This is a genomic window from Blastocatellia bacterium (assembly GCA_035573895.1).
Taxonomy (GTDB): domain Bacteria; phylum Acidobacteriota; class Blastocatellia; order HR10; family HR10; genus DATLZR01.
On sequence record DATLZR010000029.1, the window covers coordinates 42,702 to 63,324 of the forward strand.

The window sequence follows — 20,623 nt, forward strand, 5'->3', positions numbered from 1 at the left end:
TCCCTTTCATCGGAGAAAGAGACGGTTCGTATTTGATCCGTGGATCATCACATGGCAGCTCGTGCAGTTTTGATACCGCGGGCTGCTCAGATCGTGAAACCCTTGAGGCGCATCCGCCGCCGCTCCCTGGCGATCACCGTGACATTCCAGGCAAAGCAGCCGGATGTCGCTGCGAACGAGCATGCGGGGATTGATCGAACCGTGCGGGACGTGACAGGCGAGGCACCGATCCGATCTCAACGCGATGTGCTCGAAGACGAAGGGGCCCTCCTTATCCGTATGACAGCGGAGACAAAGGGCATCCCGGCCGCCGAGCGTCTCCACGCTCTGCGTGATATTGAAAGAGGAATGTTGCTCGTGACAGTCGCGGCAGTTCATCCCTCCTTCGGGAACCTTGTGGTGAAACGGGCGGGCGAATTCCGCTCGAATCTCGCGGTGGCAATCGAAGCAGAGGCCCGGCGCCTGGTGACGAAGGATATAAGGATGCGTTACCTCCTGGTGGGGATTGTGACAATCGTTGCAGGTGACGGAATCAATTTTGTGCTGGTTTTGATGGAAGCCGCATGTCCCCGCCCGCTTCTCCTGGTGGCAGGTAATACACATCTCTGCGACTTCTCGTGCCGAGGCTTTTGCCGGATTGAAGATATGTCCCTGTCCCCCGGCCTGGACGTGTTGTCGGCCCGGGCCATGACACATCTCGCAACCTTTGACCGGAGGAACGTACCTTGGGCTACGTACGGTCGCAAAATGAGCCGTCCGCGAGAACCAGGTGTAAAACTGCGGGTGACACGCGCGACAGGTCTCTGCCCCCACAAAATCGGCTGCCTGGGCAGGCTGTTGCGTCTGCTGTTGGTGAGCCGGTACCTCGTCCCGGCTGTGAGAATTCGGGTGAGCCGCGACCATGCTCGACGCTCTTGCCGGGATCGCGCTTCCCACAAAAGCATCGGCCACGGTCGCGCCGATAATGAGTGAGAGGGCAACAAGAGGAATCCAGATCATCCAGGAGTGGTTCTGCGTCATAGGATCGCTTCGATCATCGCCAAAGGGAGAGGGGAAAGAGCGGGGCCGTTCGATCGCCATTCTTCCCTGCAAGTTCCTTGCGGGATGTTACGCCTGCCACCGGTCATCTTACCCTCCCTGGCGACGAGCGTATCATCTCCGTTTCTCAACCCGCTCGGAAGCATCCTCCCACTCTGGGGAGAGATAATCGAGATCACGCCTGATGTACCCACCCTCAGGCAGCGCAGCTTAAACGTGCTCTCCCTCATCCTGAATTACGCCTATCCTAGGAAGGTGAAGACGGCCATGTTAATGATCTGAGACCGCTCCGTCAATGAAAAATGATCTACGTGATGCAAGTCGTGGGTTAGAAAAAAAGAACAGCAGTCAAGCAAAAAGTTAGTTGACACGGCGGCGCAGAAGCATACAATAATACGCGACCCATCCTGGTGAAGAACTAGCCTTCGGTGCAAATTGCAAGGAGAGGGGCCAGGAAAGCTGTGGAGTGGAAAAATCAAGGTTTTGGTGTAACTGCCAGGCGACATGATTTCGTATTTGCTGACGGCCTTATGATATTTCATTGGGTGAGGTGTCTGGACAATCGGTCGTATGATTTTCTCCCTTTGAACGCAAGGCAGAAGTCAGTTTTCAGGGTTCTTTACTCCAGGTAGATTTTCGTTAGCAGCCGTTTCTTTTGAGAAAGCACCGGAGGGATGCGGGTGAGGGGAAGGCGAGAGCGGGCATTCCACGACAGGGTCAGACTTAATAAGGTCCGCCGGCTTCACATCGCTCTTCTCTGGACGTTCTCCTTCCAAGTCAGGAGGCCCGCTGTGCAGTACACGTTCACCTGCTGCCGGGTCGGTGCGCGTGATCCCTTCTACGTTTCCCGAGCAGACCTGGTCGAAGGCGGCGTCATCAAAAGGCGATACTTTGTGCCTTTCTCAACCGCTCCACTCGGTGCGCGGGTGCTTATCGCAAGCATTTCCTTCGGGGTGTCGTTTGGCAGCAGGGGGGATCAGTTTCCTCGCCCTGTGCTTTTGACCACACCAAAACTTAAGGAGGGATCAGCCTATGGCGATAAATCTCAAAGTTAACGGGAGGTCGGTGACACTTGACGTTGATCCGACGATGCCCCTTCTTTACGTGCTCAGCGATTTCCTCCAGCTCAACGGACCGAAGTTCGGCTGTGGTCTCGGGCAGTGCGGGGCCTGCACGGTTTTAGTCGAAGGTGAGGCCATTCGCTCGTGCATTACGCCGGTGTCGTCCGTTGAGGGGTTCGAGATCGTGACCTTAGAGGGGCTTGGATCGCCGGATAATCCACATCCGATTCAGCGGATATTTATCGAGGAACAGGCTGTGCAGTGTGGCTTTTGCCTGAGTGGGGTCATCCTCACGGCTAAGGCGATTCTCGATCAGAACCCGCGCGCCAGCGAAGAGGATATCTCTCGGGCCATGAGCGGCGTTCTCTGCCGCTGCTGCACGCATGTTCGGATGGTGAAAGCCATTCAGCGTTACCAGAAGGAGGTGGCCGTATGAAGAAAAGACGAGTCCGAAGGACGTATGAGCCGCTTCTGACTGCTGATGCCCAGGCCGCCCTGGAGAGGGCGGGCTTCACCCGCCGGAATTTTCTCAAGGGAGCCGGGGCCTTGATCGTTAGTTTCAGCATGGCCGGCGTTGCCGAGAAGGTCGTGGGATCGGCAGCCGGTGCCGTACAGCAACCGGCGGATCCAAGAGACCTGCTCGATTCCTGGATCGCCATCGCCGAAGATGGGCGAGTGACCGCTTACGTGGGCAAGGTGGAGCTGGGGCAGGGAATCGCGACGGCTCAAGTGCAGTTGGTTGCGGAGGAGCTTTATGTTCCCATCTCGCGCGTGACGCTGATCTACGGCGACACAGCCGTTGCGCCTGATCAAGGAGTGACGGCGGGCAGTCAATCGCATCCCACTAATTTCAATCCGCTGAATCCATCGAGTCCCGGAAATCGCAGTTTGCTGACGGCCGCCGCGTCGGCTCGTGAAGCTCTGCTGAAATTGGCCTCCGAGCGCTTGGGCGTTCCCGTCGAGCAGCTCACCATTTCCGAAGGAGTGATCAGCGTGAAGTCCGATCCCTCCAAGAGGGTGAGCTACGGCGAGTTGGTCGGCGGCAAGAAATTCAACCTTCCCGTTGATCCCAATGCCAAGCCGAAAGATCCAAAGGAATGGACCATTCGTGGAACCTCCGTTCCTCGTCTGGAGATCCCGGCGATGGTCACCGGTCAGTTCGAGTATGTTGGAACGGTGCGGGTTCCCGGCATGGTTCACGGACGTGTCGTGCGGCCGCCGGTTGTCGGAGCGACGCTCGTCAGCATTGACAATCAAAGCGAAGTTGAACAAATGCCGGGCAACGTGAAGGTTGTCCGCAAGGGCAACTTCGTGGGCGTTGTGGCTGACACCCAATGGGCTGCCCAGAAGGCCGCGGAGGCGCTCAAGATCACCTGGAAGATGCCCGATACTCCTCTGCCTCCCTTTTCGGAGTTTTATCAGTGGCTGCGCTCGCAGCCGCTCGATAAGTTCAGCCACACCCGACCTGTTGACTCTGGCGACGTGGATCAGAAGCTGGCTAATGCTGCTAAGGTCATTCGGGCGACGTACTTTCACCCCTACCAGATGCATGCCTCAATGGGAGCTTCCGTAGCTGTCGCCGACGTGCAAGGAGATAAAGCGACGATCTGGTGCGCCAGCCAGAATGTCTACGCTCATCGGGATACGGCCGCGCGTATTCTCGGCATCCCTGCGAGCAACATTCGCGTGATCTTTCGCACTGGCACCGGCTGCTACGGGCTCAATGGGGCGGACACGGTCGGATTCGATGCCGCGATTCTATCCCAAGCTGTGGGCAAGCCCGTGCGCGTGCAACTTTCGCGCAAAGATGAGATGGCCTGGGAGAACTATGGGCCGGCCTACGTCATCGAGCAGCGCGCCGCCGTTGATGCTCAAGGAAACATCATCGCCTGGGACCATGAGAGCTGGACGCTGAACCGGGGTGGTCGCCCCAATGCGAATAATCCGGGCAATGTTCCCACGGGCTATCTTGTCGGATTCCCCTCGCCGACGGTCACGCCGAGCGGCACAATCCCCAATCCTCCGCAAGCTTTCCCCCGAAATGGGAGCAACCACGTTCCCTCGTATGTCACCGGTCGAGGACGAGACGGGGTGGCCCGGTATCTGGGAACGGTGGAAAGTCAGCGGGTGATCGTGCACACGCTGGCGTCACCCTTCTTTACCGGACCGCTTCGGTCTCCGGCGCGATTGCAAAACACTTTCGCCCACGAATCGTTCATAGATGAAATTGCGGCCGCTGTTGGCGCTGACCCGGTGGAATTTCGTCTCCGCCACCTCAACAACGTCCCGCCGACCGAGGAGATCAGCGGTGAACGACTCAAGGCGGTTATTCGGGCGGCGGCCCAAGCTGCGGGCTGGGATCCGCGACCTTCTCCCAAGCCCGGCAACCCCCGTACCGGTGTTGTCACGGGTCGTGGAATTGCCGCCTGTCTCTACGAGGGCGACAATGGCTATTGCGCGGTCGTGGCGGAAGTCGAAGTGGATCAGGACACGGGTGTGATTACTCCCACGAGGTTCTTCGTCGGCCATGATTGCGGCCCCATCACCAATCCCGATGGATTGCGCAATCAGATCGAAGGCGGCCTCTATCAGGGCATGAGTCGGGCTCTGGTGGAAGAAGTGAAGTGGGATAGTGAGAAGATCACCTCTGTGGACTGGATCACCTATCCTGTGATGACGTTCGGCCACAAGACTCCTGAGATCGTGAGCGTACTCATTGACCGCCGGGACGTCGAAGCCATGGGTGCCGGTGAGACAACGATTACCGTTGTCGCTGCTGCCATTGCCAATGCTGTTTTCGATGCCACGGGCGCTCGGCTCCGGCAGATTCCCTTCACGCCGGAACGAGTTAAGGCAGCATTGGCCGCACGTGGGTAGTCGGTTTTCGGGGCGTGGGTCGGTAGTGCCCACGCCCGATCTCGTGACGCCAAGAGGAATGGGATGAGGGTATCTTCGCCTGATGAGACCGGTCGGGGCAGCCTGTACCGGTCTGCCGATCTTCAGCCGGTTCGTTCTCATCGCTCCAGGTGTTTCCCGTTCGGATCGAGGCGGAAGAGGAGTAATCCGCATTTTTTTGACTTGAGAAACGCGAAAAGAGCGCTGTGGTCAGTTTCAGGAGACGCCGTTCATAGAGTCTCGCGCCCCGTGACTTGGGGTCATCGGGGCGGTGGATGAAGGAGTCTGCATCAAAAGGAGCTGACCTAAGAAAGGTCCGCAGACCTTGCGATGCGCGTCCCCTGGAGCATGGCGTGAGCTTCAGGTGGAAAACCCAAACTGAAAGGAGGCATATCAGCATGAGTCGCATCACCCTGAAGGTCAACGGTCGTTCGGTTACGGTGGACGTGGAGCCGGACACGCCATTGCTGTACGTGTTGCGCAATGACCTGGGATTGAACGGGCCGCGATTCGGCTGTGGTCTCGGGCAGTGCGGAGCCTGTACGGTGATCGTGGAGGGCGAAGCGATCCGATCCTGTATCACCCCCGTTGAATTCGTCGAGGGATTCGACATCATCACGCTCGAGGGATTGGGAACGTTGGAAAATCCACATCCCATCCAGAAGGCGTTCATCGAGAACCAGGCGGCACAGTGCGGTTACTGCATCAACGGGTTCATCATGCAGGCAAAGGCGTTTCTCGATCAGAATCCGCGGGCGAGCGACCAAGAGATCATCGCCGCGTTAGAGGGAAATCTGTGCCGTTGTGGGACCTATCTGCGAATCCTCCAGGCCGTCAAGCAATATCAACAGGAGGTGCGCCTATGATGACGAGAACACTCATGCCAGAAGCTGTTGCCGACCCGACCAGTGTCGAGGATGTCTTCGCCATCACCGGTTTTGATGAGACCGTGAAAAGGCGAGGGATGTCCCGGCGAAGTTTCCTCAAAGGCACGGGCATGCTGGTTGTTTCCTTCAGCCTTGGTCGTGCTATGAAGCTGGCGGAGTGGGGAGAGGAGGCGCTCGCCCAGGTTCCGTCCAACCAGGTTGATTCTTTCATCGCCATCGCGGCCGATGGAAGTGTCACCGCCTTTACCGGGAAGGTGGATCTTGGCACGGGGATTTCCGTCGGTTTGAGGCAGATGCTGGCGGAGGAACTCGATGTCGCTTACGAACGCATCCGTTGGATTCAAGGGGATACGGCTGTTGTCCCCGATCAAGGGGCGACTGTGGGCAGCCGATCCATTTCCGACGGAGGAGCCACAATCCGGCGAGCCGGAGCCGCCGCCCGCCAATTCCTTCTCAATCTGGCGTCCGAACGATTGGGTGTCCCTGTGGATCAACTGGTCGTCAATGATGGCGTGGTCAGCGTCAAGTCCGATTCGAGCCGCAAGGTCACCTATGGGGAGCTTATCGGTGATCGGAAGTTCGGCCTGACAGTTCCGGCCGCCGGTCAGATCCAACTGAAGACGCCCGATCAGTTCCGGGTCATCGGCAAACCGATTCCGCGAGGAGACATCGCGGAGAGAATCTTTGGCGTTCCCTTCGTGCAGAATGTCCGCGTGCCGGGGATGGTACATGCCCGGGTCGTTCATCCTCCAGCCAGCAATGCCAAGCTTCTCAGCGTGGATGAATCGGCCGTGAGGCAAGTACCGGGCTTCATCGCGCTCGTCGTCAAAGGGGACTTCGTCGGCGTGGTTTGTGAACGGGAGGAACAGGCGATCAAAGCGGCCAAAGTCCTCAAGGAGGCCTGCCGGTGGTCAACTCCTGATCCCTCGTTCCCGCCAATGACCGACCTTTACACATGGATGAAGCAAGCGGATGCTGCGCCGAGCAATATCATTCCACCCGTCGGCGATGTGGATGCCGCTCTGGCCAGTGCTCCCCGGGTTTTCAGTCAAACCTACTACTGGCCCTTTCAAATGCATGGAGCCATGACGCCCATGTGCTCGGTCGCCGATGTCAAAGGGGACAAGGTGACCATCTGGTCGGGGACCCAGTATCCACATGGGACGCGCACGCCGGTGGCCAATTACCTGGGCATTCCTGTAGAGAATGTGCGGGTGATCTACGCCGAAACCTCAGGGGTCTATGGCCGGGCAGTGACCGACGATTCCGTCCTTGAAGCGGTGATCCTCTCACAGGCGGTGGGTCGTCCGGTCAGACTGCAGTGGATGCGCGAAGATGAGCACGGCTGGGAACCAAAAGGTCCGGCTCACGTGATGACTGTCCGGGCAGGTACGGATGCGGCGGGTACGATCATCGCCTGGGAGTTCGAGGATCGGACGTTTCCCTGGACGATGTCCGAACCTTTAGCGGCCCGGCTTATGGGCTCGACACGTCCGGATGGGACCTTCAATAATGGGTCCGGCTGTGCCGGTCAGGAGTACGCCTTCCCCAACAAGCGGATCATCAGACGTAACCTCAGTTTTGCTGCTCTGGCCAAGTTCCAGCAGAATACGACGCTTCGGACAACGGCCTTGCGGGCCCCGGGAGATCCGGCGCGCGCCTTCGCCTGTGAGTCGTTCATTGACGAGCTGGCGGCAGCAGTCCAGGCCGATCCCATCGAATATCGGCTGCGCCATCTCAACCCGAGCGACGCTGTTCAATCACGGGTCATTGATGTGATCAAGGCAGCAGCGGAACGGAGTGGATGGCAGCCGGGACCTTCTCCGCGGCCGGGGGTCCCACGAACGGGCGTCGTGACGGGACGGGGATTTGCCTTCGCCCGTCGGGGAACGTATGTAGCTGCTGTTGCTGACGTCGAAGTGGATCAGGACACCGGTGGAGTCCGGGTCACTCGCATCGTCATTGCCCACGACTGCGGGTTGATCATTAATCCCGATAGTGTGGTGCAACAGATCGAGGGGCAGGTCATCCAGACCGTCGGTCGAGCCCTCCGGGAAGAGGTCGTCTTTGATCAGTATCGGGTGACGAGTCTGGACTGGATCACCTATCCCGTCACGCGGTTCCCGGACGTGCCTCAAGTGGACATCGTGCTCATCAATCGGCCCGATCAATCTCCAATGGGCGTTGGTGAGCCTGCCCTCAATCCCGTCCCGGCAGCAATCGCGAATGCGATCTTCAACGCGACGGGAGCCCGGCTCCGTCAGGTGCCTTTCACGCCGGATAGGGTGAAGGCCGCCCTTGACGCTCGTCGCTGAGGAAGCGGGCTGCTCCCTCGTCCGGTATCCGCTATTGAGGGAGCAGCCTTCCCCTGTCGCGGGATGACAAGAGAGAAATCTGTCTCGTCTGGCTGCTGAAAGGGGGTGGAACACAGGGGCCATCTGCGGTTTTTGCGCGCTCTGACCGAGGAAACTTTATGCGTATAGTGCTGCTGTGGATCAGCGTCGTTGTCGTCATTCTGACCCCATTTCATCACCTCCTGCATCCGGTAGGCGCCGCATTCAACACTCGGACTCGTCATGCAATTCAGTGGTCTGGCCATCTCAATGAGGCCGACACCCGGCCGCAGAGTAAGCTGAGCGTCTACGCCCCTGATCGAATTGTGGCCGACAGCCCAACTCGCGTGGTGGAGTTCATGTCCACGGGGTTTCGATATGTTCCCAGGGGAATTTCGGTTCCCGACTTCCACTTCGGGCTGGAGACGATTTCGGCAGGAAATTTCCTGCTCCGCGTACGAGATCACCAAACGCTTCCTCAGCTGACCGGTGAAAGCGAAGTCAGCTATCCCCGGGGATTCGGCGTGACCGAAGTCTATTTGGTTTTTGACAATGGGATTGAGCAGTTATTTTTCCTGAAGCAAAACCCGAATCCCGCGGCCCGCGCCCTCATCATTTCCGGTCGGGTTCTCACGGAACTATGGAGTCCCGTTACGACGACGGTTCGGGGAATAACGTTCTACGCCGATGGGCGCGCGGCTCTGCACTACGGTCCGGTGACCGTTATTGATGCAAAGGGTCGTACGCTGCGGGCGGAGATGGCTTTCACCGGCACGCACCTGAACATCATCATTGATGGAGCCTGGTTGCGAGAGGCGACATATCCGGTTGTGGTTGATCCGTTCATCGGCCCGGTGACTCCGATCGCGGCGACGCCTTCTGCTGCGGGACATCCGGCCATGGCCAGCGACACGGACCACGGCCGCTACCTGGTTGTTTGGGAGCAGGAAACCTCCGGCGACAGTGAGATCATGGGGCAGTTGATTGATGCCAGCGGCAGTCCTGCGACCTGTCATCCCGATCCGTTTCCGATCAGTCGGCAGCAGCGGGCTCGCGATACTTCGCCGGCCATCGTGTACGATCCATCTCGCCGGAGATTTCTCGTTGTTTGGGAAGAGCGGGACTCTGACTCAGCAATGGTCACCTCCCGGATCAAAGGACGGTTTGTCGGCAGTCCCGACGATTGTGCTTCTCTGACTCCGGCAGGATCTGCCCTTGAGCTGACGCGGGGAGATGCCCGCGCGCGAGCCCCCGATGTGGCCGTCGGCGTGCTGCCCGATGGAACAACGCGCTTCCTCGTCGTATTCCTCAAGCAGGGGGCAGGTGAGGAGGCCGATGTCTTCGGGCAGATCGTCACGGAGGAGGGAATGTTGTCCGGAGACTCCATCTACATCGGAGGACCAACCGGGTTCGCGCCTCGGTTTCATCCTTCGGTGGCCTTTGGTGAAGCGGGCCGCGCTGAATTTTTCTCGGTCGTCTACCGGGCAGCGGATCGAGTCTTACGAATGGCCAGAGTAACGCCCGCGGGGAAGAGTCAGCCGGTGGCTCAACAATTGATCGTTGATCCGGTGGTGAATGATGATCCCGCTGACGGAGGACCGCTGGCCACCGACGTGCGTCCCGTGATCGCCTATAGCCGTTGGGGTCATCGGTGGATGGTGAGCTGGATTGACTACTCTCCTCGTTTTGGCGCGGTCTTGCAATGGATGGAAGTGCTGGCCACGAGCTTCCTCTGGCAGAGCACATTCACCACACTTCTCGGCCCCTTCCGCTACGTTCGAGGTTTGTCGTTGACCAGTTCTCCACACTCACCGGATTTTGTCGCTGCCCTCGCCGTCGGGGTGAGTCCGCGGACGGGATTTGACATCTTTGTCTTCCAGCTTCAGTACCGGATTGACTTCTTCAGCGCAACACTCCGACGCGATACCCTGGCGGGCGGAAGCTGGAACGATTGGTATCCGATCATCGGAGCGAGTTCACAACCGGAGGATTATTTTGTCGTCTGGCAGCGGAATCTTCCCGATGGGACGTTCGACATTGTCGGGCAGAGTTATGTTCCCTAGTGGGCTGGACAGCAGTGGCCGACCGTTCTACCATTGCCTCATCGCACGCATGGGGAGGAGGAAAAGTCATGAGCGAGCGGGAGGAACTCCTTCGAGCGATTGACGCAGCAGGAGCGGTGGGCAAGAGGATGGCCCTTGCTTCTGTCGTTCGCGTGACAGGCTCCGCCTACCGACGAGAAGGAACCCGAATGCTCATTGACGAAGACGGGACAATGACCTGCATGATCTCCGGCGGCTGTCTGGAACCGACAATCGCCGAGATCGCCCGAACCGTCATGGAAACGAACAAACCCGCGATCCATCATTTCGATCTGGAAGAAGATGTCGTCTGGGGACTCGGCATCGGTTGTGGCGGCTCCGTTGATGTCTATATCGAACCTCTGGAAGTGGTTTCTCCCGTTGATGTGTGGTTGGAGGATTTGCGAGAAGGGAAGGCGGTGACGCTCGCCACCGTGATCGAGGCTTCTGGGCCGGGAGAGGTCTCCGTTGGAAACCGCATGCTCGTGCGCGAGGATGGGTCGCAGAGGGGAACGCTGGGGTCATTGAAGTTGGACGAAGCGGTTCGCCAGGTCGTGGAGCAAAAGTTCCGTGAGTTGATGCCGCGGTCGGAGACGCGGAAATTTTCTCTGCCCACGGGACAGACGGCGGATGTTTTTATTGATGTGACCGTCCCGCCGTCAGAACTCGTCATCTTCGGGGCCGGTCACGATGCCATTCCGCTAGCGGCTCTGGGGCTCGGCCAGGGGTACCGGGTGGTGGTCGTGGATGCGCGACCGGCCTTTGTGACATCGGAGCGTTTCCCCGGAGCGAAGCTCATCCTTGCTCATCCGGCCGAGTTCAAGGATCGTGTTGTGCTTGGCCCGCGCAGTTACATCGTCATCATGAACCATCATCTGGAGCGGGATCGCGCCTGTCTCCGGTTCGCCCTTGAATCGGCGGCCCCTTATGTCGGGGTGTTAGGGCCGCGTTCGCGATTTGAGAGATTGGTCGAGGGCCTTCGCGAGGAGGGATTCGAGCTGACCGATGATCACCGTGCTCGGGTCTACAGCCCCGTGGGTCTCGATGTGGGAGCTGACTCGCCGGAGGAGGTTGCCCTCAGCATACTGGCCGAAATTCTCGCCGTGAGGAATCAGCATGCGGGGGGCTTTCTGCGTCAACGCCCCGGTCGCATTCACGCTCCGGCTAAAGGCGCGGAGGCGTCCGCCGCATGAAGGTGAATCGAACGGGCTTCCGGATCCGAAGGGCCCAGGAGGCCCAAAAAAGAGGCCGTCTCAGGCGATGAATTGCCATCGGTTGCAGGAACATGGGGGGAGGAACGGGACAGTTGACTGATTCCTTTGGCCGCGTGGCACGGAAGTTGCGCATCTCGGTGACCGATCGCTGCAATTTCCGCTGCTTTTTCTGTATGCCCGTGGATCCAAGCTGGCTGCCGCGCGACAAGATGCTGACGTATGAGGAGATCGCCCGATTGGTTCGGATCTTTGCATCGCTCGGCATCTCGAAGGTGAGGCTCACCGGAGGCGAGCCGCTCGTGCGGCGAGAAATCGAGACGCTCGTGGCGATGATTCGCCAGGTGCCGGGAATCGAGACGATCAATCTCACGACCAATGGGTTTTATCTGGCTGAGAAAGCGGCCAGCCTCCGAGCCAGCGGCCTTCAGGGAGTCACCGTCAGTCTTCATAGCCTCCGCCCGGATCGGTTCCATGACATGGTCCGGGCCAGTGGCGTCTTCGAGAGAGTACTGACCGGGATCGACTGCGCCAGGCGCGAGGGGCTGCACGTCAAGATCAACTGTGTCGTGATTCGAGGCTGCAACGAAGATGAATTGCTTGATTTCGCCCGGCTCGCCTACGAGGGCAATGTAACGGTGCGGTTCATCGAGTATATGCCGTTCGATGGGGAACAGTCCTGGGATATGAGGAAGGTCGTCAGCGGGGAGGAAATCATCGAGCGCATCTCAGCGGTGTATCGTCTGATCGAATGTCCCCGGGAAGCTGGAAGCACGGCCCAGCTCTATCGCTTCCAGGAGGGATCGGACGGGGAGATCGGGCTGATCACCTCCATGACCAAACCCTTCTGCGGTGATTGTGATCGCGTGCGCCTGAAGGTCAATGGAGCCATCGTGCCCTGTATGTTCAGCCCTGCCGAATACAGTATCATGCCCCTGTTGCGGGGAGGGGCATCGGATGAGGACCTGAGATCGTTCATCTCCAGCGTTTTTTCAAAGAAAGCGCCGGGCGTTCAAGCACTCCTGCAGCACGCTAATCTGGGTTCTCATGTTCGTCCCATGTACACCATCGGTGGGTAGGATGGCCTGCTCACATCGAAATCAGTAGCAATGGTTACGGTCCGCGTCATTTTCTTCGCCCGCTGTCGAGATATCACGGGAACCGAAGAGGACGAGCTTATCCTTGCCGATGAGCCGTCGGTGAAGATGGCTGTCGAACGCCTGGCGGAGAAGTATCCTCGTCTCAAGGAAATGCTCGATCGGTCTCTGCTGGCGGTCAACGAAGAGTTCGCCACCTTGACCACCCGGCTCCGGGAAGGCGATACGCTGGCTATTTTGCCCCCGGTGAGTGGCGGCAGCGAGGACGACCTCTGCGAGATCACCCGTGAGCCGATTGATCCCTCCGGTGTGATCAAACGCCTGCTCCGGGATGAGGATGGAGCCGTGGTGACCTTTGAAGGTGTGGTGCGCAATCACTCGATGGGGAAGACTGTCCTTCACCTGGAGTACGAGGCCTATGAGCCGATGGCACTCAAAATGATGCGTCAGATTGCGGAGGAGGTTCACCAGAAGTGGCCGATAGATCGGATTGGAATCGTTCATCGGCTGGGGCGGCTCTCCATCGGAGAGACAAGCGTTCTGATCGTGGTCACATCAGCACACCGGCGAGAGGCTTTTGAAGCCTGTCACTACGCTATTGATCGGCTGAAGAAGATTGTGCCGATCTGGAAACGGGAATATTTCGAGGATGGGGTGGTGTGGGTTGAAGGGGAAGGGCGCTTCCCCGCAGAGGGTTCCCCATCGTAGCCGCGCGAGCCTTGTCATCGCGCGATGGCCCTGATATGAGGTGAGGTCTTTCTCGCCACGAAAGCAGGAGGACGCACGGGCGATCCTCCGAGCGAAACGCTCGACAGATATTTTTTGGCGCAATCTGCCCGAAGACACTCATCTTGCAAGGAGAGGGAAACGATGAAGCAGAAATTGGTCAAGGTTATGGCAGTAGGTCTCCTCTGCTTTGTTCTGTACGTCGGAGCCGTTCGGTCGAATCAAACCGGTCCGGTTCCGGGCGCCGCAGGCGTCCCGGCAGGCGGGGGTATTGCTGCTGAATCCACCTGCATTCAGTCAGGCTGTCACGAGAGCTTTCCCCTCAATCCCGACTCGCGGGGGCGGATCGAGCTGAGCGGAGTACCGGATAATTACCTCCCGGGTCAACGGTATACGCTCACGTTTCGCATCACCCATCCCGATACGGATCGGCGGCGGTGGGGATTTGAGGTCACAAGCGTGAATCTTCTGGACTACAGACCGGCGGGGACTCTTGAAGTGACCGACCGACGCAACACCCAGATCGTCACCGACCCCCTTCGCGGCAACCGACAATACATCGGCCACAGCGTTCTGGGGACGGGACAGGGTCGGACAGGCGGCTTTAGCTGGACATTCGCCTGGGTCGCACCGAGCGGCAATGTCGGCGATGTGGCGTTCTATGGCAGCGGGAATGCAGCCAATGGCGATTCGCAGCCTGGTGGCGACAAGATTTATAACCCGACGCCCAACCCGCTCGCTGTTGCTAAAGGTCAGTTCAGCTTCCGAAATATCGCCGCGGCGGCGAAAGTGGATTCTCCCTCCGGTGAGGGTGTCGCCGTCAGCGATTTCAATAAAGACGGGCTGGATGACATCTACATTGCCCGCGACGGACAGGATGCGCTCTTTCGCAACAACGGCGACGGGACATTCACCGATGCCGCCAGAACTGCGGGCATCACCGAGGACCAGGCTGGTCGTGCTGCCGCTTGGGGTGACTTCGATAATGACGGCCACCTCGATCTCTACGTCGTCAATGAGGGCCCGGATCGGTTGTACCGCAATAACGGTGATGGGACCTTCACCGATGTTACGGCTCAGGTCGGGATTAATGAGCCGACTTCGGGTCATGGCGTCGCCTGGGGAGATTTCAACGGAGATAAGTGGCTCGATCTCTACGTTGCTAATGACGGTCAGGATGCACTCTATCTCAACAATGCCGGCATGTTCGTGAAGGTAGATCCAACGACGGCGGGCCTGGCCGAGTCAGCAGCAAGTTGGGCTGTCGCACTGGCTGATTTCAACGGAGATGGACGGCTTGATATTTTCGTCGCTCGTGACGGTCAGGCGGCGCTCTATCGCAATGAAGGCAACGGTACGTTCACAGACGTCGCGGCGACAGCCGGAATTCAAACGACGGATGCCCAGGCCCGGGCCGCCGCCTGGGGTGACTTCGACAAGGATGGCCGGCCCGATCTCTTCATCGCCGCCGTGGGCAAGGATTTCCTCTTCCGCAACAAAGGTGATGGCACCTTTGCCGATGTAACGACTCAGGCCGGCGTAGCCGATTCCGCCGTGGGCCGAGCCGTCGCCTGGTCTGATTACGATGAAGATGGAGACCTTGATCTTTTCGTCGCGAATGAGGGTCAGGATTTCCTCTATCGCAACAACGGCAATGGAACGTTCAATCAGGTGGCGACTTTTTCCAATCTGACCGATACGGCGACCGGTCGAGCGGCGGCCTGGCTCGACGTGGACAAGGACGGCAATCCCGACCTCTTCGTCGTCAACACTGCCGACGGGAACTTCCTCTACCGCAATCCGGGACGCTCCGGACCGCCCCCTGAGACGCTCACGGGGGCTTTTCGGCGTGGTGCCTCCTGGATCGTCGCTGCCTTCTGGATTGTGCGGGCGCTCTGGGCGGCAATGGGTCTAGGACCTTCGTAAAAAGATTCTTCTGCCGCTCATCCGTCGCGCCAGTTCCGGAGCGACCTCCCGGCGGCTGGCGCGATGGATTCTCCTACCCTTTCACGCGTTGCACATTGGAGGGGAGTTTTTGTGAGAAGAGATTCTCAGGGAGCTTGACGTTCAATTTCAGCTCATCCAGGGTGAGGGTGGTAACGTCGCGGTTGATCTCGATGAATTTCTGGATGGTCGGAAGCCAGACGCTATGATCAATCCAGAGATCAACCTGCCGATAGAGCCCTTTCTTATTGACCTTCGGCATCAGGGTCAGGTGGGTTGTGCGACGCCCTTGAATCGTTTCCTCGCCAACCACCGAGATGGAATAGTCCTCCATTGCCTGCGACAGCCCTCCGAGAAGATAGGCTAAAAACCCGGCTGCCGCTCGGCTCGCATACCGGTCAATGCTTCCTTCGATGACTTGATTGATCCGCGGCTGATAGAAGGTGAAATAGTTGTCCTTGACCGTCAGGATTCGGACGTCAGGAACCTTGATCTCCACGCGAATCGAGAATTTTCCATCGGGTTTCCGCTTGGCGTACAGAATACCGCGTTCGGGAGGATCTTCCAGACCCAACTGGGTGTAGGCCTTCTGCTGGCTGAGCGTGGCTTGAAGCGTTTGCATCCGACGGAGGGTGCCGGCCATGCGGTCGAGAATGGGAGTGAGCGAGGCATCTCCTCCAGAAGCAGGGCGGGTTGTCCCACCGACGGGCGGCAAGAACCACCCCATCAGGATCACGACAAGCGCACTGAGGGTCTTGGTCATCTCCTCTCTCCTGCCCAGATCAGAGCGAGACATGGTAGGAATCACGCCGGATTTTGTCAAGCCTGCTGCCGACGGTGGGTCCGTGCTTTGGGAAGGGCCTTCTTCTTCACCGTCTTGACGGTGACCTCTGATCCTCGGAGTCTTTCTCCGCATTTGGGGAATTGTCTGGAGGGGTCTGAGAACCGGTGACCGTCTCCTTCTGGTTTGTAACAGGAGGAGCAGATGCAGGTTGCGGTTTATGAAACCAGTCGCTTGGGGTAAGGAAGATGAAAGCCAGAATGAGGATGCAGAGGACATCATACTGCCACGAGCCCCGTTCGTAGGACCAAAGGAGGATGTTCTTGACCATCTTCCTGATCATGGCGCGATTTCCTGTCACCTCAGTGCGTCGAGGCTGTCCCCGGATCAAGAGATAATTTTGCCATCCCGCATGTGGATGATGCGATTGGAATAGGCGGCAGCCTCCGGGTTGTGAGTGATCATAATGATGGTTTGACCGAAGCGCGAGTTCAAATCCTTGAGCATTTTGAGCACGATGTGCGAGTTCTCGGAATCGAGGCTGCCGGTCGGCTCGTCGGCAAGGATGATGGCCGGTTGCGTGATGATCGCCCGGGCAATGGCGACGCGTTGTTGCTCGCCTCCGCTCAATTCGTTGGGTTTGTGAGCGAGCTTATCTTCCAGTCCGAGCAGACGGAGGATTTCCGCCCGCCGCTGGGGATCCCCTTCCCGTGTGCCCGTGCCGTTGTAGTAAATTCGTTCTGCCAGGCGGAGGTTTCCCTCCACCGAGAGCGTCGGAAAGAGATTCAGTCGTTGAAAAACGAATCCGATCTTTCGTCGTCGGAGATCCGTTCGGGCGGCATCAGACAGTTTGGTGATTTCCACTCCGTCAACATAGACTCTGCCGGAGGTGGGCGTGAGCAACCCCCCGATGATGTGCAGGAGGGTGGACTTGCCGCATCCCGAAGGTCCCATGATGGAGACGAATTCACCTTCGGAGACCTCCAGATTCACCCCTCGAAGCGCATGAACGTTGACCTTGCCCATGCGATAGATCATCTGAAGGTCTTCCGTTTTGACGACAGTCTTCATGAGTGCTTTCACCGTCATTCATACGCCAGGGCCTTCACCGGATCCTGATTGGCGGCATAAAGTGCCGGATAGAGCGCTCCGAGCGCACCCGCGAGCAATCCAATTCCTGCTGCCGCCAGACACCATTTGAGTTCAAACTTGACGATGAGTGTCGTATAAGTGGTGATGCCCATCTTCGTGAGATAGGAGGCGATGTAGCCGGTCACGATGCCCAGCAGGCTGATGGTGATGGCTTCCTTCTCAATGGTCAGGACGATGAATCGGCGCGAGGCGCCCAGCGACTTGAGAATTCCGATCTCCCTCGTCCGTTCGGTGATGGACGTGTACATGGCCAGCAGGATGACGAGCGAGCTGACGACCAGCGCGAGTCCGATGACGACCCGGAGGAAGACGTTGAGCGACGGCATCCCCTTTTCGTAATAGCTGGGGATATCGCGGGTGAAGACGATCTGGTTTCCCGGCAGCGCAGCATCAATGCGGCTGGCGACGATCTCTTGCTCCTCGGGATTTTTGCATTTGATCAGAATAGAGGAGCATTTTCCCGGCGCCGCCAGAAGCTCCTGCATTTTGCTGAGCCGCATCTTCACGCGCGCCCCGCTCTCGGGCTCATAAATGCCGGCGACGCGAAACGTATGGTTGAACAGCTCGATGCGGGATCCCGGCCCGACCTTCCGGTTAAGGGCGTAGCGGCGATCAACCAGCACGTCATTGTCGCTGGTCATCGGCTGCCCCTCGACGATCCGAATGCCGCTGATTTCGGCGTAGGAGACGTAGCCGTCCTGCGCCCGATCGGCAATCCCTTCGATCAATTCGAAGCCGATTCCCGTCGCCCCGCTGCGAATGTAGCGACCCACCGGGGTCACGGCCTGAACGCCCTCGATCTGTCGCAGCCGCTCGCAGTAGGCCAGCGGCACTACCAGCGGCGTCGCCGTCACGCTCGCGCCGAGACTGCCCGGAGACTGAAATAAAATCTCCGCTCCCACATTTTTCTCCCGCTGGCCGGTGTCGGACAAAATCCCTCGGGCCAGCCCCACCGTCACCATCACGAGGACAACACCCAGAGCAATTCCCAGGAGGCTGGCGATGGTCCGCGCCGGTCGGGCGGCCAGGTTGGAAAGGACGAAACTGTTCGACATTTAGGGACGCCTCTTATCGAGATCAATCACTTTGACCGGTTCCTCCCACTCCGGGGGCTTCTCCAGATGAAACGCGGTCGTCGCCACATCGCCATTGACGACGATCGTGCTTTGATCAATTTCAATCCGCGCCGAATAGTGATCGTAGGGTCGGGTGATCCTCACGGCAATCGGCACCAGCATCTGCGACGTCGCGTCCACGGCGTAATTGTCGTAGCGAATATCGCTGATGATCTCACCGGACTCGCCGAAAATTTCCTGACGGGCGAGCAGAAGACCGCGCGTTCGATCAAACCAGATCTTTCGTCGGATCGTTCCGCGATTTCCCTGGACCTCGATGAGTGAGATCACGTAGTAGCTCCGAACGACGAGACGCCGCTTCTGGCCCGGCGGCCGGTCCTCCTCGATCTGCCGCGTTTCTTCGAGGACGGGGACGAGCTGTGGGCGGGGTTCGATGGGTTCAATGAGAAACGCTTCGCTGAAATGCTGCGGCCGCATGTTGCGAAACCCTCCCACCTCTTTCCAGGTGGGATCGCTGATCGGGGCGCGACTGAGCGCCGAGTAGTCATTTCGATTCGTCCCCTGGAGGATCATCCGATACTTCTCCGGATAAACGATGACCTGAAATTTCTCCCCGTCCGTGGCCATGTCAGCGATTTTCGTCTTGACCAGGGGAGCCTGGATGAGCAACCGCATGTTTTGAGGGCGGGCCAGAATCAATCGCCCGTCGGCCGACGGATAGAGGCGAGCCAGTCCCGATTCGGAGTTCTCCGTCTGGACCTGAATGGAGATGCGCGCCGTAAACGTGGTGAGTCGCTGCCAATCATTAGTGCGAGCGATGAGGTCATCGAGCGTTGCGTGAGACAGGGGCGTCAGAAGCTGTGGGACGCGAACCCCGCGCGGGATGAGGCCGCAGCCGGCGGAAATGAGTGGCACTATGGCGATGATCAGTGCCCTCCATCGAAGCCCGCTCATTCGTCTATCCGTCTCGGTTGGTTTCCTCCTTCACCAAAATCGTCAAATTATCAGAAACCGTCCGCCACTGTCAAACGAGAGATGGTCCGGGAGAGTCGCTGTGGGAGCTTGTTTTTCAGAAGGCGAATGACTTCTGCTTAGAGGCGAGAACGATCAGACAGCGGTGGCTTTCCTTTCGGAGCTTCATCCGGCCTGCCGGGAGGAACCCTTGAGTTCAGCGCTGGCTTTGGCTAGAATGGCCGCCGCCGATAGGAGGTGAGGTTCCGATGATAACGAAACTGAGCGGGCTTTTGGTCGCCTTCTTCCTGGCCATCCCCGTCCTGTCGCAACAGGTCGCGCCCCCTGAGGGGGCGATTCGCTTTGCGCTCACGGGGGATTCGATCATCACGCGACGGCTATCGGTGTACGACGAGCCTGATTTCCTCCGTTTGATCGAGATGATCCGCCGCGCCGATGTCGCCTTCACCAACCTGGAGATGTTGCTTCACAACTACGAAGGCTCTCCCGCGGCACAAAGCGGCGGGACATATATGGCGGCGGAACCGGAGATGGCCCGGGAACTCCAATGGGCGGGGTTCGATCTCGTGTCTCGCGCCAATAATCACGCCGTGGATTACGGAGTCGAGGGACTGATGACTACCTCGAAGGTGCTCGATGAAGTGGGGCTGGTTCACGCCGGGGTGGGGGAAAATCTCGCGCGAGCGCGTGCTCCGGCCTACCTCGACACGAAGAAAGGACGAGTAGCTCTCATTTCCTGCGCCTCGACCTTCCCCGCCTTTGGTCGGGCGGGCGAGCAACGTCCGGATGTCAAAGGTCGCCCCGGATTGAATCCTCTGCGATTCACCACGACCTATGTGGTGGACAGCGCCTCGCTTGCTCAGCTCAGGAAAATCGCCGAAGCCCTCAAGCTGCCGTCAGGGGGTGGGGAGATATTCACTTTCCTCGGCCTTCGCTTCAAAGAAGGACCCGCGCCCGCCGTCGTCACGGAACCGCACGCGGGAGATTTGCAGGCCATCCTCGCCAGGATTCGAGAAGCCCGGCGTCAGGCCGATTGGGTGATCGTCTCCATCCATGCGCATGAGGGACTGCCGGGCAATCGAGAAGCTCCCGCCCAGTTCCTGGTCACGTTCGCCCGCGCCGCCGTTGATGCTGGTGCCGACATCGTCGTAGGACATGGACCGCATGTCCTGCGGGCGATTGAAATCTACAAGGGAAAGCCGATCTTTTACAGCCTGGCGAACTTCATCTTCCAGAACGAAACGGTTCGGTTTCTCCCGGCCGAAAACTATGAGCAATACGGACTCGGCCCGGAGGCCCTACCGGCGGATTTTTACGACGCGCGGTCGGATCATGATCGTCGTAGCTTTCCTGCTGATAAGCTCAACTG

Annotated in this window: 15 protein-coding genes; 10 read left to right on the top strand and 5 right to left on the bottom strand. The window is 58.7% G+C overall.

All coding sequences use genetic code 11. The features are described 5' to 3' along the window. Positions 1–6 precede the first annotated feature (6 nt). Complete coding sequence (locus VNM72_03550) at positions 7–1,020, bottom strand: DmsE family decaheme c-type cytochrome (GenBank protein HXF04473.1); 1,014 nt, start codon at positions 1,018–1,020, stop codon at positions 7–9. Between the two features lie 1,050 nt (positions 1,021–2,070). Here VNM72_03550 and VNM72_03555 point away from each other — a divergent pair. The 9 genes from VNM72_03555 to VNM72_03595 all read left to right on the top strand — a co-directional run bounded on the left by VNM72_03555 (position 2,071) and on the right by VNM72_03595 (position 15,255). Continuing rightward, positions 2,071–2,535, top strand: a complete 465-nt coding sequence (locus VNM72_03555) for a (2Fe-2S)-binding protein (protein HXF04474.1) — start codon at positions 2,071–2,073, stop codon at positions 2,533–2,535. After that, complete coding sequence (locus VNM72_03560; protein HXF04475.1) at positions 2,532–4,976, top strand: molybdopterin cofactor-binding domain-containing protein; 2,445 nt, start codon at positions 2,532–2,534, stop codon at positions 4,974–4,976. The genes VNM72_03555 and VNM72_03560 overlap by 4 nt, the downstream gene beginning before the upstream one ends. A 416-nt stretch (positions 4,977–5,392) precedes the next feature. After that, entirely contained in the window at positions 5,393–5,860 is a 468-nt protein-coding gene (locus VNM72_03565; GenBank protein ID HXF04476.1) for a (2Fe-2S)-binding protein, read from the top strand. Next, a complete protein-coding gene (locus VNM72_03570; protein HXF04477.1) occupies positions 5,857–8,196 on the top strand; it encodes a molybdopterin cofactor-binding domain-containing protein in 2,340 nt (779 codons plus the stop codon). The genes VNM72_03565 and VNM72_03570 overlap by 4 nt, the downstream gene beginning before the upstream one ends. 158 nt (positions 8,197–8,354) lie before the next feature. Beyond that, positions 8,355–10,277 (top strand): hypothetical protein, encoded by a 1,923-nt coding sequence (locus tag VNM72_03575; protein ID HXF04478.1) that lies wholly within the window; start codon positions 8,355–8,357, stop codon positions 10,275–10,277. Between the two features lie 68 nt (positions 10,278–10,345). Beyond that, complete coding sequence (locus tag VNM72_03580) at positions 10,346–11,488, top strand: XdhC/CoxI family protein (GenBank protein HXF04479.1); 1,143 nt, start codon at positions 10,346–10,348, stop codon at positions 11,486–11,488. 92 nt (positions 11,489–11,580) lie between these two features. After that, the gene (moaA, locus tag VNM72_03585) at positions 11,581–12,585 is read left to right on the top strand and encodes a GTP 3',8-cyclase MoaA (protein ID HXF04480.1); all 1,005 of its coding nucleotides are present in this window, start codon (positions 11,581–11,583) and stop codon (positions 12,583–12,585) included. A gap of 30 nt (positions 12,586–12,615) precedes the next feature. Further along, positions 12,616–13,311: a molybdenum cofactor biosynthesis protein MoaE gene (locus tag VNM72_03590; GenBank protein HXF04481.1), complete on the top strand. Its 696-nt coding sequence runs from the start codon at positions 12,616–12,618 to the stop codon at positions 13,309–13,311. Positions 13,312–13,473: 162 nt separating this feature from the next. After that, positions 13,474–15,255: an FG-GAP-like repeat-containing protein gene (locus VNM72_03595; GenBank protein HXF04482.1), complete on the top strand. Its 1,782-nt coding sequence runs from the start codon at positions 13,474–13,476 to the stop codon at positions 15,253–15,255. A 73-nt stretch (positions 15,256–15,328) separates the two neighbouring features. On the opposite strand, the gene VNM72_03600 is transcribed toward VNM72_03595, so the two are convergent. From VNM72_03600 to VNM72_03615, 4 genes are all read right to left on the bottom strand, one after another. Continuing rightward, positions 15,329–16,036, bottom strand: a complete 708-nt coding sequence (locus tag VNM72_03600; protein HXF04483.1) for an outer membrane lipoprotein carrier protein LolA — start codon at positions 16,034–16,036, stop codon at positions 15,329–15,331. A 405-nt stretch (positions 16,037–16,441) separates the two neighbouring features. After that, positions 16,442–17,143 carry an ABC transporter ATP-binding protein gene (locus VNM72_03605; GenBank protein HXF04484.1) on the bottom strand — a complete coding sequence of 234 codons (702 nt, stop codon included), beginning with the start codon at positions 17,141–17,143 and terminating at the stop codon, positions 16,442–16,444. Beyond that, positions 17,140–18,261 (bottom strand): FtsX-like permease family protein, encoded by a 1,122-nt coding sequence (locus VNM72_03610; GenBank protein ID HXF04485.1) that lies wholly within the window; start codon positions 18,259–18,261, stop codon positions 17,140–17,142. The genes VNM72_03605 and VNM72_03610 overlap by 4 nt, the downstream gene beginning before the upstream one ends. Then, entirely contained in the window at positions 18,262–19,236 is a 975-nt protein-coding gene (locus VNM72_03615; protein HXF04486.1) for a hypothetical protein, read from the bottom strand. A 266-nt stretch (positions 19,237–19,502) separates the two neighbouring features. Between VNM72_03615 and VNM72_03620 the strand changes: the two genes are divergently transcribed. Next, the coding region (locus VNM72_03620; protein HXF04487.1) for a CapA family protein at positions 19,503–20,623 on the top strand (1,121 nt) is incomplete at its 3' end.

What these genes read in the sequence shown, in the direction of transcription:
- VNM72_03550 (HXF04473.1), bottom strand. Translation starts at nt 1,020, where the DNA reads ATGACGCAGAACCACTCCTGGATGATCTGGATTCCTCTTGTTGCCCTC.
- VNM72_03555 (HXF04474.1), top strand. Translation starts at nt 2,071, where the DNA reads ATGGCGATAAATCTCAAAGTTAACGGGAGGTCGGTGACACTTGACGTT.
- VNM72_03560 (HXF04475.1), top strand. Translation starts at nt 2,532, where the DNA reads ATGAAGAAAAGACGAGTCCGAAGGACGTATGAGCCGCTTCTGACTGCT.
- VNM72_03565 (HXF04476.1), top strand. Translation starts at nt 5,393, where the DNA reads ATGAGTCGCATCACCCTGAAGGTCAACGGTCGTTCGGTTACGGTGGAC.
- VNM72_03570 (HXF04477.1), top strand. Translation starts at nt 5,857, where the DNA reads ATGATGACGAGAACACTCATGCCAGAAGCTGTTGCCGACCCGACCAGT.
- VNM72_03575 (HXF04478.1), top strand. Translation starts at nt 8,355, where the DNA reads ATGCGTATAGTGCTGCTGTGGATCAGCGTCGTTGTCGTCATTCTGACC.
- VNM72_03580 (HXF04479.1), top strand. Translation starts at nt 10,346, where the DNA reads ATGAGCGAGCGGGAGGAACTCCTTCGAGCGATTGACGCAGCAGGAGCG.
- moaA (HXF04480.1), top strand. Translation starts at nt 11,581, where the DNA reads ATGGGGGGAGGAACGGGACAGTTGACTGATTCCTTTGGCCGCGTGGCA.
- VNM72_03590 (HXF04481.1), top strand. Translation starts at nt 12,616, where the DNA reads ATGGTTACGGTCCGCGTCATTTTCTTCGCCCGCTGTCGAGATATCACG.
- VNM72_03595 (HXF04482.1), top strand. Translation starts at nt 13,474, where the DNA reads ATGAAGCAGAAATTGGTCAAGGTTATGGCAGTAGGTCTCCTCTGCTTT.
- VNM72_03600 (HXF04483.1), bottom strand. Translation starts at nt 16,036, where the DNA reads ATGACCAAGACCCTCAGTGCGCTTGTCGTGATCCTGATGGGGTGGTTC.
- VNM72_03605 (HXF04484.1), bottom strand. Translation starts at nt 17,143, where the DNA reads ATGACGGTGAAAGCACTCATGAAGACTGTCGTCAAAACGGAAGACCTT.
- VNM72_03610 (HXF04485.1), bottom strand. Translation starts at nt 18,261, where the DNA reads ATGTCGAACAGTTTCGTCCTTTCCAACCTGGCCGCCCGACCGGCGCGG.
- VNM72_03615 (HXF04486.1), bottom strand. Translation starts at nt 19,236, where the DNA reads ATGAGCGGGCTTCGATGGAGGGCACTGATCATCGCCATAGTGCCACTC.